Below are 13,831 nucleotides of genomic sequence, written 5' to 3' on the forward strand. Positions count from 1 at the left end.
TCATGGCTCATCGTCTGACGACATCCCCCGATAAGCGCCAGATGTAAAGCGCGTCTTGGTTGAGGGCCGCCAATCCGGCTTGGTACATTCGTCGCCGAACAACCTCATGGTGCCAACGGCGCGAGTTGGTGTCGTTTGTTCTAGGGTGATGCGATTTCCTGCACAAACCCCGGTCGACACTAGGTCCATCCCAGCCGCCAGACCGTCGTTAGCACCGTGATCTAGTTCCAGCCGATACCGGCACTCGAATTGGTCGGCATGGCTATCGTGCAGCCGATTCGCTGAGACCACGCCGACTTCCAGGGGCGCTTCGCGAATCAGCGACTGCTGAGCAGGTGGCAGGATAGGCACGCCGAATACCTTGCGCCGTTCATCTCCCTTGCGCATGAGAAACAAGCCCTGCGCACCTTTCCGCGGCTCATCACCCAAATTCACTGCGCTGGCGAACGCGGGAAGTTCCTTCTCGGAAATCATGTACATGCGTTCGCCCCAGGCGACAGGCACTACGTGGTCAGCAAAGCCGAGGCCCCTCTGATCGTTGGGCTGCTCATACTTCAGCAGCAGGCTGCCATCCGCTTGAGGAATCACCCTTCCCTTGTTAGCGGTGTAGGTACCAAGGCATCCCTGCCATGTGGCAGCAACGCCAGAAACGGGCGCGAGAGATAGAGACACGTTCGCGCCCTCACCATCGCCGAAATAATAGTCGCCCGCCCAGGCAACTCTCGGAGTAATCGAATTTTCTTTGGCTATAGCGGCGCGTTGTGCGTCAACGGCATGTTGGAAGGCGTCTTGTGTTGCAATGCCTTGGGAGTTCTCCGTCTGAGGGGGCGCTGGCTGGGCTGGGAATGCATAGCCAAGCGACGCGACGGCCAGCAAGCACGCAAGCGCAAAAAACCTTTTGTATCGCATGTCCCTCTCCCTAGAACGCGACTATAAAGATCATCACCCGTTAGGTCCGACATGGGTCGAAGGCAGGCATATCTGAACGGGCCATACTAGGCAGAACGCCCCAGCCTTTGCTTCACACGACCCCATGCCCGCGTGCCACCCTCCCAAACCTCGAAGACCTTGCCCTCTTCGAACATTGGCAGCGCCACGTCAAACATGAGTAGCCATACGGCGGCTTCGAAGGTCGCTCCGGGAGCCTGTTCTCCATCGAATCTAAGGAGAGCTGACCAGTGCTCGCCGCTCAGCCCAAGAACGGTACGCCACTCGCCTCCCATCAATGGAACCTTGCGGCCACCTGCTTCCGTAGGAAGTAGCTCAATGTCCGCTACAAAATCCGGCAATTCCCTCGCGATCATGCTCTGCTCCAACTAAGGACGAACCGCCCGCTACGGGTCGGAAGCGGACATTCCCCACGACGCGACTAGTCTTCTGAGTGTTCGTAAACATCCAAACCGAGCTCTATGCCTCTTTCGCCCAAAGCAAGCAGATGCGTAGGCGATAAGGAGAGTCCGTTATTGCCGGAATTCATGAATAACCCGACGAATAGGTCGATTCGACACGTCTCCCTGACGGTCGCCCAGGCAGCCATGTCACTGGTCAGCGCCCCAAGCAGCTCATCGATCTGCCCGGGCAAATCTTCGGGCTCGATCCGCTCAACTTGCAGGCGCCAAAGGCCAGTACGCGCGACGCGCACCGCCCCAGTCGTCTGGCCGACGATCTGCTCGCCCTTGCGCTCGGAAGCGGTTGGTTCGCAGCCAAGCAACTTAGAGACATCTTCGGGAACGAGAGAGTCACCGAAGATGCGGAGCGTTGCTTGTGAATATCCGAATGGCCCCACACCTGCTCTCCAGTCTTAAATCTCAGTAAGTGGTCCCAATGGACATTTGCCATGTCCGCTTCGGGTCGGGAGCGGACCTATCGCTTCTACTCCAACCCACGGGCAACCAATCGCCCCAGCGGCTTCGAAAAAACGATCACCAACACGCCAAAAGCCACATACCCGGCGTTGCCAATGATTGTGTGCGTTGGATAGCGCTGCACCTCGACACCGAGGGCCATCTCCGCGAAGTAGAGGCTCCAGATGAAGGCGAGGAACACGGTCCAAGTCGTTCCAGCTAGCCGAAAAATCAGCGTCGCAATCCGTTGATAGCTCGTCATAAGTCCCCTAGTTAACGATCTCCCATGACCCCGTTCGGTATGGCCGGTATGGGTCGGAAGCAGACTTCCAAAAAGCCCGCTCGCGCAGCTAGCTTAAGCCAAGAGCCAGTTCTCGACTGACCGCCAAGTAGCTCGCCTTGTCGCAAATATGAACCAGACGCACTGGCCTCTTTGCGGCTTCGGCAAACACCTTCGGCTTCTGTGTCCCTGGGTATCTCCAAATGATCTTGGATACCTTTGGGAGAATCATGATCTCGGGACACCTATCTGGAAGCCCCGGCCTGGAGCGAAACAGATACGGAAGGCTTCTCCAGGCCACTCGGAGCATGCACTGAGACCGGGGAACATCAAGGAGAATAATTGTGTCCGCTATCCGGAGAAGTTCGTCTGACACACCATCGACGATCCAGCTCTCGTTTCTAGCGATGGCCAATTCCGCCTCTCGGCGCTCGCTGGGACTGGCCTTCTGCCAGCCGGGGCGCCATACGACAGTGTCCATTCCGAAATAGGGCAGCCCACTCAGAGCCGCAAGCCGACGAGCAAACGTGGTCTTACCTGCTCCGGCGTTGCCTGTCACCAATACTCGTTTCACCACCGACTCCAATCCCTAGCAAGCGGACACTTGATCAGTTTCAAAAGCGGCACCAACGGTTGGCTGTACTTGGTGCTAGACCAGCGACCGCCAGTTCGCCATCGCGTAGATGGCCGACCAATACACCATCGGCGATGCAAAAGCACAGAACCAAGCCAGTAAAGGGAGGCACAAAGCTGAGTTGATCATGGCCACGAAGGGTCGCAGAGGTTCCCCGCCAGCGAGCATGATGCCGTTATAGAGAGTTGGAAAGCCGATAATTCCTCAGATCTCCCAGTGCCCATGGGATGAGTAGCGCAAAGAACGCATAGAACGCCAGCGCACGGTTATCTCCAATGGACTCTGAAGGCTGGCGCTTGCGCCACTCCCGAACGGCCACCCTAATGACTTTGGAAAACGGCCAGTAGACGAACAGCAATAGCGGTAGATACAGAAGAGCCAGGATCCACTGGACTGAGAGAACAAAGGCACACCGCGATGGGTCGACTGAAAGACTAGCCATCCTTTGGACAGAAGGCGAAATACTTGACCCAAGTGCAATAGCTCCGTCTGCCATCGAATGCTCGGCCAACGTGTTGAACACGACATACGATGCGAAGCCAGTTGCGAGATTGAAGCCGATCACCACAAAGAGTGGACGGAAATCAATGCGACCCTCAAGTGCGAATTCTCGCCTCATGAAGAGATTGGCCATTCCTGTTCCCGTGGTTCCCCCTGAAATTCAACTGGCTCGATCCATCCATAGCTTCTTCGAACTGTCTGCTATGGGTTGCGGATTCAGCTGGTCGTTGCAACACACTAAAGACTGCGCGAGTAGCGGGAGTGTTGCAACGACCAGCTGAATCCGCAACCCATAGCAATGAGATGGCCTCCTCTCCGTCTTCGGCATCAAGTGCCAGACTGGAAGCGATTGAACCAGTCGTTGGCGAAGAGGAGTCCACCCATGAAGCTTACGCGCATTGGAGTCGACGTGGCCAAGCAGGTCTTCCAGGTCCACGGGGTCGATCGACACGAGCAACCGGTATGGCGTCGCCGCTTGTCGCGAGATCGTTGGTTGAAGGCCGTCTCGGAGGTGGCCGAGCCGGGATGTGTGGTCGGCATGGAAGCCTGCGGTGGTGCGCACCACTGGGCGCGCGAACTGCAGGCGCGTGGTTTTCGCGTGAAGCTGATAGCGCCGCAGTTCGTGAAGCCGTATGTAAAGAGCAACAAGAACGATGCCAATGACGCCGAAGCGATCTGCGAGGCGATGAGTCGGCCGAGCATGCGCTTTGTGAGCGTGAAGAGCATCGACCAACAGGATCTGCAGGCGATGCACCGGGTGCGATCGAGCTTGGTGGAGCAACGCACCGCGAAGGGCAATCAGATCCGCGGCCTGGTCGCGGAATACGGGTTGGTGGCATCCAAGGACATGTCGTCGCTGCGGCATGCGATCCCTGCGTGGCTCGAGGACGCTGACAACGGCCTTAGCATGCGCTTCCGGCAACTGCTCGAAGGGCTATGGCGAGACCTCCGCATGCTGGACGTTCGCATCGTAGAACTGGACGGCCAAATCAACGAAGCGGCCAAGGCCAACCTCGATGCGCGTCGGCTGCAACAGTTGCGTGGTGTTGGCCCCGTGGTCGCCACCGCACTGATCGCGTGCGTGGGCGATGCCAAACAGTTTGCCAACGGCAGGCAGATGGCCGCGTCATTGGGGCTGACGCCACGGCAGCACAGCTCCGGCGGTAAGGATCGTCTGTTGGGCATCAGTAAGCGCGGTGATACCTACGTCAGATCGTTACTGGTGCATGGCGCCCGCGCGATGCTGCGGACGGCGCCGTGCCACGACGACTCGTTGAGCCGCTGGGTCACCCGCCTCTCCGCCCGCGCCCATCCGAATGTGGCCTGTGTGGCGATGGCCAACAAAACGGCGCGCATGGCCTGGGCCATGCTACGCCATGGCACCAACTACCAACCGGCGCTGGCGGCCGCCTGAGAGGAACGTCCGAAAGCATCTCTTCAACGATTGCGAAGCCCCCGAGTGATGACGTACCGGTCGGACCGGCGTCGGCAAAACCCTGAAAGGTCCGTGTGCTCAGAGCACGCCATAGCGATTGGGCGCCGACGCGCGACTAGCTCATCGTGGCCCGGCACCGCCTGACGGTGCAGCGTTTAGAGGCCGGATATACGTAGGCAGTCGACACGGACGCCAGAGCTAGGGGATGCTTGGCAAAGGGGAGGAGTCCATATACGGACCTAAGACGGCGTGAACTTCAGGAGTCAGGCTTTGAGCGGGTATGCCAATTCCATTGTGTTGCAACACCTGGAGCAAGCCCTCCGTGACTTGCTATCCGGACGTGGCAGCCTGACTGAAGGTGTGAGGGAAGTAGTCCAATGGGCTCACTCGAATCATGGCTTGGACGGCGAACTCTTCCGGATATTCGTAGGCGTCGATTCGGACACCGATAGATTTCCTCTTGGGGCAGTTCGCGAGAAGTGGAGCGAAAGTGCGCTTCGGGATGTCGATGCCGAACGACTCGCAGCTGAGGATCACTACCGAGAGCTGGTGATGGACAGCAGCCGATCACTTCTCGAGGCCGTAGTTGCCATTCGGCCGAGGGCGACCTATACCGATCCGCGTTTGGGCTAAGGTCCGCTTCCGACCCATAGCGGGCTTCGCTGTCTACGTTAGGCCTCAAGAGGCCAGTGCGCCGTACCCTGGCCGATCCACAGATATCAAAAGGCATACAAGCAGGATGCATAGCCAAAACAGAGACTATCTTCGCCGGTTGCTTGATTGGAACCGACTCCATCTGACGTCAACCAGCCCACTCAGCGATTCGGACATTGCAGAGGTTTTCGCGCCACAGTTCGTCGTCAAGGCCAACGGCCGCACTCACCCTGCCAATCATCAGAACTACCTGGAGTTCCTCAACGGCTTCCGGCGAAATGTTCACGCGATCGACTATGACCTCCACGAGGAGGTTGCGGAAGGCTCGAGCATCGTGGTGGCCATGACCGCGCGCGTCACGCGCATTGGCGGCGCAGTGGACAGGTTTGAAGCCATGCTTCTGCTCACCTTTGATCAACAGGGGTTGGTCGAACTCTGGCAAGAGGTCTACATACAGTCCTGATTTCAATCTTGCCGATGCGAGTGCTCATGGCGAGGTCCGCTCCCAACCCGAAGCGGACAATTTGTCGACCAGACACGGAGGACATATGGCTGGCCCGGACTACCTGATTGCCCATGCCTGCTTCAAATGTCGCAAGAGTTTCAAGATTCGCGCGCATAGAGAGAAGAATGCGAACTGTCCGCACTGTGGCGGACTGCTGAACTTCATGGGACGCTCATTTCGTGCGCCCAAGCGACGCGATGTTGATCAGTGGAGAAAGGTACAGCGCCTTCATCAGGCGGACTTTCGCTTTTTTAGCTATCGCAGTGTGTCTGGACCTTCACTGCCGTCAAAATTGGCCGATGTTGAGTCTTTCATAGCCGAGAATCCGGCACACCCCATGCGGGTAACCGAGAGATATTGATTAGAGGCGTCCGCTTCCGACCCGGAGCAGACACGGCCAGCCAGCACACGGCGGCTCGCTATGGAGAGTTTATTTCCGAGCCTGATATCACGCTTCTGGAGAATATCAGTCCTATTTTCAGATCGAGGCACGAGAGACCGTCTTGACTGCATATCTGGAATTTCGCCACCGCATAGCCGGCAACCGGGCCATCTGAGGTGGTGCAGAGGCCCGGGGCGCATCGTCCACTGATTCGAAGCGCGAGCCGTCAAGTACGTTCAGTCGTTTCCCCGTACGCGCAGCGTCAATCCCTTGAGGAAGTTTCGAAGCAGTTGGTCTCCGCAGAGACGGAAATTCTTATGACCGGGTTGGCGGAATAGGGCGGTGAGTTCCGGCTTGGAGATCGGGAAGCCGGCATCCTGGAAAGCTTGGTGCATGTCGACATCCTTGAGCTGGAAAGCGACACGAAGTTTCTTCATCACCACGTTGTTGGTAACTCGTTTTTCAATCGGTCGCGGTGGGAGGCTTTCATCTTTACCGCGATAGTGGAAGACCAAGCCATCAAGGAAGTGTGCGAGTACCTGATTGCTGCACTCGGCGTAACCCTCTTCATCGTCCTTCTTTAGGAACGCTTGCACGTCCGTTTTATCGATCGGGATATCGGCATCAGACAGCTTGACGATCTCAACAACTTTGTTGTCGCTGAGATCGAGCATGTAGCGAACGCTGCGTAGTACGTCGTTGTTGATCATTGCCTGTCCTATGGTGCCGCGCCCCAGTGGCTTTTGGGCGTTGCACTTGTCAATTCGTGGTCCTGGCTGGGAACAAGCCAACGTCCCATTTTGGCGATATGCGCCGAGCCTGGCAGAGAGCGTTGCTTACTCACCGCTTTCGCCAGTCATCCGTAAATCGGGGTGACTTCGCGGCTGCTGGCCCAATTTTAGCTCAGCAACGCTCACATATCGGACTTTATTGGTGTGCAGGTATCAAGAAGTGCCGGTCGCGAGCAGTCAATTGAGCCGCGCTAAAGACGGCGTGGAGTCGATGTGTGCATGTAGGACAGTGCATTCTGCGTACTCCGGTCAGGCCGAACATCATTTCCGGCAAGCACCGAACACCCTGCTAGCGCTGACCAGGGCGCCGTCGGGTACTGTCGTTTATATTCTGGGAAGGTCCGCTTCCGACCCGGAGCGGACATCGGCGGCAGCCCTTCTCAACCTGTTTGAGAGACGCGAGACTAGTCCGGTGTCGTGGGTAGATGGACGCGATGCCCGCATGGCGAAACAAAGTCTTCTGCAAATTTTGGTGTTTCGATGCCGCACCATGGAGCAAAGGCATCACAACAGGGGGAGTTTATGAAATACAGGAAGTGTGTCGTCTTGGCCTCTTTATGGCTGGCCGGTTGCGCGGTCGGCGTCAACTTCACTAAGCCAGCCGATGATCGTCTGGTCGTGGGGGCGAGTAAGGAGGCGGACGTGTTAGCTGAGCTTGGCAAGCCGAACTTCAAGAGCGCCAAGGTCGTCAACGGCGAGAGCCTGACCATGGACACTTACGCTTACGCAGTCGGCGGCAGCGCCGATGGCGTATTGCCTGGTGTGACGCCAGCACGATCACTGGCAGTGGTGTTCAAGGACGGCCTGTTGGTGGAGAAGGAATACACCAGCTCGTTCAAGACCGACGCAACGCTGTTCGACGTGGACAAAGCTAAGTCTATCAAGCCGGGTATGGCTATGGAGGAGGTCAAAGCCCTGCTTGGCAACCCCAGTGGCGAGGCGGTGTACCCGATAACGTCGTCGCAGACGTCCCGCGGGGTCCTTTACAGCTTTACGGAAACCAAGGGCTTCAAGTCCCAGCGCAATATGTTGCTTGTCGAAATCGACCGTGATGATCGGGTGACAAAGTCCGATTTCACTCAGGTCGGCCAGCTCTAACTTATCGACCCGGCAGTCACCGGCGTGCCGGCGACTGTCGTGAAAGTCCGCTTGCGACCCGTAGCGGACGCTGCAGAATATGAAATCTGAGGCCACGCTATGAGATTGGGAAGCGCATATTTCTTGGGTTTTTGGATCATTGCACTGGCATATGGTGAAGCTCAGTCGATCTGTGCCAAGGAAGCCCCAATAGCAGATTCGACTCCTCAGGTTTTCCGGGACGCCAAAGCCATGCTTGGCCAAGAAGTCGCCGTCAAAGGAGTTTTGCGCTGGACGTTTGAGAATAGAAACCTCTTCCCGTTGGGCACTGATCCCGATGAGCCATCTCAGGTCTACTGCCTGCCAGTACTTATCGGCCGAACGGACAGTGCCCTGCAAAGAATCGCCGAATCGTTCGATCGCTCGGTCGTTGTGGTCAAGGGCCGAATTATTGACCCAGCACCTCCGGGCCAGGCCATCATAGGATCATGTAAGCCGATCGGGATCGAAGTTCAATCGATCGAGCCAACCAAGAAGTGAAATTCCCTACCTGACCAAGGACGGGGGTAACGTCCGCTTTCGACCCGGAGCGGACATTCCCTTCAAGTAGTGTTGGCTTGTCGTAGTTCACGGAGGAATTATGAAATACATAGTCGGCTACACCCTCGGTTTGACCTTTGCCGCGTTGGGCATGTTTTTAGGAGTCTACTTCGCGTGGAAAGGCTTCTCCTCCGAACCTTACAGTGGACTTGAGTTGGGCTACTTTTGGGGTTACATGGGCTGTTTTTTGGGTTGTTCTTGCGCCGTCATAGGGGCGTTGACGGGGCTTTCGCTAAAGAGCCATTCGCACAGATCGGCTCTCTCCTAAAAGCGGCGTAAAAAAAGTCCGCTTTCGACTCGAAGCGGACACCCACATATTGCCAGGCACTACCCAAAGGAGCAGGGCGACGTGACCTTTTCAAGCGGCTTCCTGAAAACGGTCTGTGCGGCAGGCATGACAGCGCTAGTTAGTGTCAACGCGGGGTGCGCGTCGTTGAATCCGTATGCAGTGGCGGGCGCGCATATGCTCGACCCTCCACATGCGAAATTCTGCTGGGTGAAGAAGGGCTCGCCCATTTTTGGGCATACGGAGAATTGTGAAAACGATCAAGCGTCCGCTAGCTTGAAAAAGTGCTTGGACAAGCTTGAGCAGACTTCCCACTGGTTCAGTCCATCGGACGAGGCAGAGGGAAAGATCATGCAATGCATGAACAGCGAAGGCTGGGATCGTGCTCTCATAGAAGGGGCCATCCTTGGATGAGATGGGCTGTCTGGGCGGACGTCCGCTTCCGACCCATAGCGGACATCAGCTAACGGCAAGATCTGGTGGGATTGACGCGCACGACCATCTATCAAAGAGCCAAGTGACCTATGAAGGAAATCATTTTCGCGGTGCTTCTTGCAGTGCTTTGCATTCCTGCGGCTTCTGCTGACGTCTGCGGCAGCCCAGGAGAGAAGCCCAGTGTCAAAACGGTTGTCGTAAGCCTCCCTGGCAAGCCTGCAGAGGCCGCCTTCTATTATCGGGTGGATTCGTTTTACACGGTGTTTGTCAGTCAGGCGGATATGAGGTCGTTCCTGGACAAACTCGATCCGTCTGCAGCATCGCTGCCGCTGTTCAAGGCTATTCGTGCGGATATGCCGTTACACGAGGATCGCGACCTTTTTCATTACAACTTTTCTGATTGGTGGCGCCTGAGGCCCTTAGAATCCGCCGTGGCGGACTTACTCGACCATGGGAAGGCGTCCCTGGTGGAGATAGGTGGGGATAGTGTCAAAAAGATCACGATCGTTGAAGAGAGAACCCCAAAGCATACGCTGGCGCGGTTTTACGATGGCAAAAAGGGCGAAAACCAGTTTCTGTTCCTTCCCGGATGCATCGCGGATTGACATACGTACGGGTTGAGGTGGCTCGCTGCTGGCGTTGGAAAACATCGCGGCTTGTACCAGCAGGAGCAGTCCGCTTTCGACCCATAGCGGACATGGAAGCCAGACGTCTGTTCAGTATCCCGGAGGTCACGGATGGACATGAAAAGATCGATACGTGTGGTTTTGAGCTGGTCAGCTTTTCTGATGCTTGCAGTGACCACCCGGGGGGAGTTTCGCAAGTGAGGTCGCGGTGCAATCCACGCCGAACAACTATCTCAAGCTGAAGGATTCGGCGAAGTTCAGCAGCGCGCCCTATGTCTGGGAACGCACAAAGGGAAGAAAGCACATTGTTGTCATCGGCACAGATCATCTGCTTGATCCGCGGTCGCCCATGTACCGTCGCATGGCAGCGATATTCGACCGGGTCCAGCCGCAATTTATCCTTCACGAAAGCGTGGCGCCCGACGATCTCTCGACAGAGACCCGAGACCAGGCGATTCGGCGCGGGGCTGATCTTGGGTTCACTGTGCAGCTGGCGAGACAGCTAGGGATTCCCACCGAAAGCGGCGACGCGCCCGCACGAGAGGAAATGAACGAGCTTCTGGCACGTCATTCCGCGAGCGAGGTATTTGTTTACTTGGTTTCCACACGTCTCGTGGGGAGCTATCGGAATCCTGACCTGAGCGAGGATGCCGCCGAATATCCCGCATTCTTCGATTCCCAGATCATAGGGAACGGGGTCCCGGTGCAAGAGGGCTGGGAGACATGGGATGGTTTCTTGCGTGAATATCGCCGGGTTGCCGGGCGTTCGCTCGCTTCGAAAACCTGGGATCCTCAACTTCTGGATCCGACGTTGAACACGAGCAAGCTCAATGAGGTTGCACGAACCTCAGACGCCCTGAGGGATCAATTCCTTCTCGCTGCGATTCGCACGTCTTTACAAAGATACGATCGCGTCATTGTCGTTTTCGGTAGTGCTCACGTGGTTGAGCTTGAACCTTCGTTGGAAGAGATGCTAAAGAATCAGCATTGATCGGGCATGTCAGTTAAGCAAGGGGGCTTAGAGACGATCGAATCCGGAGCAGGGTTTGTCCTGACATCAGCAGATGGTTAGCCGGATGGTTGCGGATCCAGTGTCCGCTTCCGACCCATTGCGGACAGTTCACCGAAGGTGAGGAGTGGTGCTTGGAATTCCTGATCGGCCGACGAGCTAAGGCGCTATCTTGCGTCGCGGCACTTGCGCTTGCCTCCGCGTCGTTCGGAGCTGCTGCAAGCACAAGCTATGAGATCTACACGGGCAAGGGTGAGCCCGAGTGCGAGTATCTTGCAGCGGCGCTCCAGAAAGCACGAATTGCTGACATGACAGTATCGCAGCTTTGTCAAACGCAGCAAAAGCCTATCGAGCAGTGGCTAAAGGCGGTCCATATTCGCGATCTCGCTTGGGTGCCATACCCAACGTCCGACCCGGTGCAGCTTGAGAAGTCGATGATCGAATCGACCATCGCGGACAAAGACCTGCCCAAGTTCGCAACAGGCATCCGCGAATCGTTAGAGGTGATGAAAAGGTTGTCGGCAGACGACAACTACTTCTTTCAGGTCGCATCGTTGAGTTTTTCAGGGCGATCTGTTTACGTGTTGCAGTTGCAACAGAAGCGATGCCCAAACGTCAACGTCTGGTCCGATACCGGGATAGGCAACGGGCTTTTTAGTGACAAGGAATTGAAGCGGGGGCTGGGGAGTAGCCTGTTAATGCCGGGCGAGGTTATCTCCTTTTTCGGAAAGCCCGCGACCTTCAGTGTCGTGAGGCATCCGTCCTATCGCAACAGTCCAAAGATGATCAGCGCGCAAGTGGCGTTGATCATCTGGGAGCCAGACAAGGCGGCCGGAGCGGGCACGCGTATACAGTGCGAGCTATCCATTCCGTCCCAAGTTCGCTAGGTGCAGGAATCGACAAGGGTCAGAATCGTTCGCTAAGTTGGTGTCCGCTTTCGCCCCGAAGCGGACCTAACTAAGACCTCGGACATCAAGGTGGCCGAGGTGTGAGGCCGTCATGGCGGACAGTGTTACAGCGGCGGAACCTAGAAGTCTGGGCAGGCTTACCACGCCATTGTTTTTGACAGGAGCATCCATTGATCCGTTTGGCAAATTCCGGGTTGGCCGGAGGAGTTTTCTGCGTGGCGGCTGCGACAGCGGCGCTAACACACCACACAGCCTTTGCAGAAGATGCACCCAGAGTCACTACCGTTGATGCAGGCAAGACAGTCGATATCGCTGGAGTGAAAAATATCCTGATTCTTGCAGACCACCCAAAGGGGAGCATCATCCTGCTGACCGGCGGCGACGGGCGCCTGAATGTCATGGCCGGCGCGCGTTTCACCGATGGTACCGACAATGTTTTGATTCGCAATCGCGACGCGTTTGTGGGCGCCGGATATGACGTGCTGCTGGTAGACCTTGGAACAGACCTCGCTACCGCTGTCGATTATCTTGCCAAGTTGAAGCGCCCAGTGATCGTGATCGGTACGAGCAAAGGCACACAGCGCGCGGCAGAAGGTTTGGCAAAGGGTGCCAAGCCGGACATGCTAGTACTGTCTTCGGGCTTTCTGAGCGAAGCATCTGGCCCGGGCGACAGCGTCACTTCATTACTGAGATCGCCAACGCTGCTTCCACCGACATTGGTGATCCATCACCGCGATGACCACTGTCGATGGACAAACCCCGCTGGCGTTGCGCCCTTCCAGACCTGGGGCGCTGGCCGCGTTGAGGTGGTGTGGCTAAGTGGTGGCCTGGATGATGAGGAGAATCCGTGCCGTTTCAGTGCTCATCACGGCTTCGCTGGCCTTGATCACACATTTACCTCACAGATCCTGGAGTTCGTCCAGAGATAGAGGCACAGTTATTGCGCGCAATGCCTGCCTTCGACCCGGAGCGGACCTTGCAGGGCACCCAAAACACACTTCGGATTAAGCGGTTACCCATGACACGCTGTGCTAAAGCGCTCTGGCTGGTTCTACTTCTAAACGCCGCCATGATGGCGGGTGTCGTGGCATACGCTTTGGGTAACGCTCCGTTTCAAGCCTACGGCGAAGCGCTGAAGTGGTTTGGGCTGGGAGCGCTCTTGTCGGCAGTAGCCCTAGCACTCGCCAACATGGGCGGGATGGATACTCGGGGCGAGGGGTATAGCCTTAATGACGCGCCGCCACAGGTCGTGCGCATTGCTATTGGGGTTGCCGGGTGCGGGGTACTGGCAGCGGGCGTGCTTGTGAAGGGTCTTATATCGACCGTCTCGCTGCTAGGGAGCTAAAGTCTGCTTTCGACCCGAAGCGGACCTAAGATTTCGGGGTCGATCAGACGCAACATGCCAGTGACTGGGGAAAACGGTGGACCACATGGACCAGGTGAAAGGCCGGACTATTGCTACTCGCAACCTGCTCTACGGGGTGGAAGGTAACCACGCGAAGAAAGCATTCACAGTCTGCATTGGTGAACCGTACCTCATCACCGAAGAGTCACCAGACTTCGAGTTTGCTCCCGGGGCTACGGCATGCTGCATTAGTTTCATAGGCTTACCGGAGAGGCCGCACGTTGTGCATGGGGCCGATGGCATTCAGGCGCTGGAGCTGGCCGTCAGTTCGATGGAATCGTACTTGCGGCGGCTAAGTCGAAAGTACGAGTTCTATTTTCCAGATTCGGGGGAGTCGTACTTTGATGATTGAGGCTCCCGTTTTTCGGGGCAATTAGCCGTCAAGCAGAACGCCCCATACTGTCTGCTTCCGACCCATAGCGGACCTTGTTGGGAAAGTCTTGAGTTCACAAAGCGAAC

General features: G+C 56.7%; 15 protein-coding genes. 10 read left to right on the plus strand and 5 right to left on the minus strand.

Going from position 1 to position 13,831, the window contains the following annotated elements; translation table 11 throughout:
• The 4 genes from DYST_RS18135 to DYST_RS18150 all read right to left on the minus strand — a co-directional run bounded on the left by DYST_RS18135 (position 1) and on the right by DYST_RS18150 (position 3,392).
• A complete protein-coding gene (locus DYST_RS18135; RefSeq protein ID WP_239947268.1) occupies positions 1-909 on the minus strand; it encodes a hypothetical protein in 909 nt (302 codons plus the stop codon).
• 460 nt (positions 910-1,369) lie between these two features.
• Positions 1,370-1,786 (minus strand): DUF4279 domain-containing protein, encoded by a 417-nt coding sequence (locus tag DYST_RS18140; RefSeq protein ID WP_239947272.1) that lies wholly within the window; start codon positions 1,784-1,786, stop codon positions 1,370-1,372.
• A gap of 86 nt (positions 1,787-1,872) precedes the next feature.
• Entirely contained in the window at positions 1,873-2,106 is a 234-nt protein-coding gene (locus DYST_RS18145; protein ID WP_239947273.1) for a hypothetical protein, read from the minus strand.
• An 827-nt stretch (positions 2,107-2,933) separates the two neighbouring features.
• On the minus strand, positions 2,934-3,392 hold the full coding sequence (locus DYST_RS18150) for a hypothetical protein (RefSeq protein ID WP_239947274.1): 459 nt from the start codon (positions 3,390-3,392) through the stop codon (positions 2,934-2,936).
• A 249-nt stretch (positions 3,393-3,641) separates the two neighbouring features.
• Here DYST_RS18150 and DYST_RS18155 point away from each other — a divergent pair, with 249 nt between their 5' ends.
• Positions 3,642-4,673, plus strand: a complete 1,032-nt coding sequence (locus DYST_RS18155) for an IS110 family transposase (protein WP_239947282.1) — start codon at positions 3,642-3,644, stop codon at positions 4,671-4,673.
• A 760-nt stretch (positions 4,674-5,433) separates the two neighbouring features.
• On the plus strand, positions 5,434-5,811 hold the full coding sequence (locus DYST_RS18160) for a nuclear transport factor 2 family protein (protein ID WP_239947284.1): 378 nt from the start codon (positions 5,434-5,436) through the stop codon (positions 5,809-5,811).
• 660 nt (positions 5,812-6,471) lie between these two features.
• Here DYST_RS18160 and DYST_RS18165 read toward each other — a convergent pair.
• Positions 6,472-6,945: a DUF1456 family protein gene (locus DYST_RS18165; protein ID WP_239947286.1), complete on the minus strand. Its 474-nt coding sequence runs from the start codon at positions 6,943-6,945 to the stop codon at positions 6,472-6,474.
• Positions 6,946-7,572: 627 nt separating this feature from the next.
• On the opposite strand from DYST_RS18165, the gene DYST_RS18170 reads away from it, so the two are divergent.
• From DYST_RS18170 to DYST_RS18205, 8 genes are all read left to right on the plus strand, one after another.
• The gene (locus DYST_RS18170; RefSeq protein WP_239947287.1) at positions 7,573-8,124 is read left to right on the plus strand and encodes an outer membrane protein assembly factor BamE; all 552 of its coding nucleotides are present in this window, start codon (positions 7,573-7,575) and stop codon (positions 8,122-8,124) included.
• A 123-nt stretch (positions 8,125-8,247) separates the two neighbouring features.
• Complete coding sequence (locus tag DYST_RS18175) at positions 8,248-8,643, plus strand: hypothetical protein (RefSeq protein ID WP_239947288.1); 396 nt, start codon at positions 8,248-8,250, stop codon at positions 8,641-8,643.
• A 409-nt stretch (positions 8,644-9,052) separates the two neighbouring features.
• Positions 9,053-9,403: a hypothetical protein gene (locus tag DYST_RS18180; protein ID WP_239947289.1), complete on the plus strand. Its 351-nt coding sequence runs from the start codon at positions 9,053-9,055 to the stop codon at positions 9,401-9,403.
• Positions 9,404-9,513: 110 nt separating this feature from the next.
• Entirely contained in the window at positions 9,514-10,029 is a 516-nt protein-coding gene (locus DYST_RS18185; protein ID WP_239947290.1) for a hypothetical protein, read from the plus strand.
• A 229-nt stretch (positions 10,030-10,258) separates the two neighbouring features.
• A complete protein-coding gene (locus DYST_RS18190) occupies positions 10,259-11,041 on the plus strand; it encodes a hypothetical protein (RefSeq protein WP_239947291.1) in 783 nt (260 codons plus the stop codon).
• Positions 11,042-11,193: 152 nt separating this feature from the next.
• Positions 11,194-11,946: a hypothetical protein gene (locus DYST_RS18195; protein ID WP_239947292.1), complete on the plus strand. Its 753-nt coding sequence runs from the start codon at positions 11,194-11,196 to the stop codon at positions 11,944-11,946.
• A 191-nt stretch (positions 11,947-12,137) separates the two neighbouring features.
• Positions 12,138-12,896, plus strand: coding sequence for a hypothetical protein (locus DYST_RS18200; RefSeq protein WP_239947293.1), 759 nt, complete (start codon positions 12,138-12,140; stop codon positions 12,894-12,896).
• A 501-nt stretch (positions 12,897-13,397) separates the two neighbouring features.
• Positions 13,398-13,724 carry a hypothetical protein gene (locus DYST_RS18205; protein ID WP_239947294.1) on the plus strand — a complete coding sequence of 109 codons (327 nt, stop codon included), beginning with the start codon at positions 13,398-13,400 and terminating at the stop codon, positions 13,722-13,724.
• Positions 13,725-13,831 lie beyond the last annotated feature (107 nt).

Source organism: Dyella terrae (assembly GCF_022394535.1).
In the GTDB taxonomy this organism is placed as follows: Bacteria; Pseudomonadota; Gammaproteobacteria; order Xanthomonadales; family Rhodanobacteraceae; genus Dyella.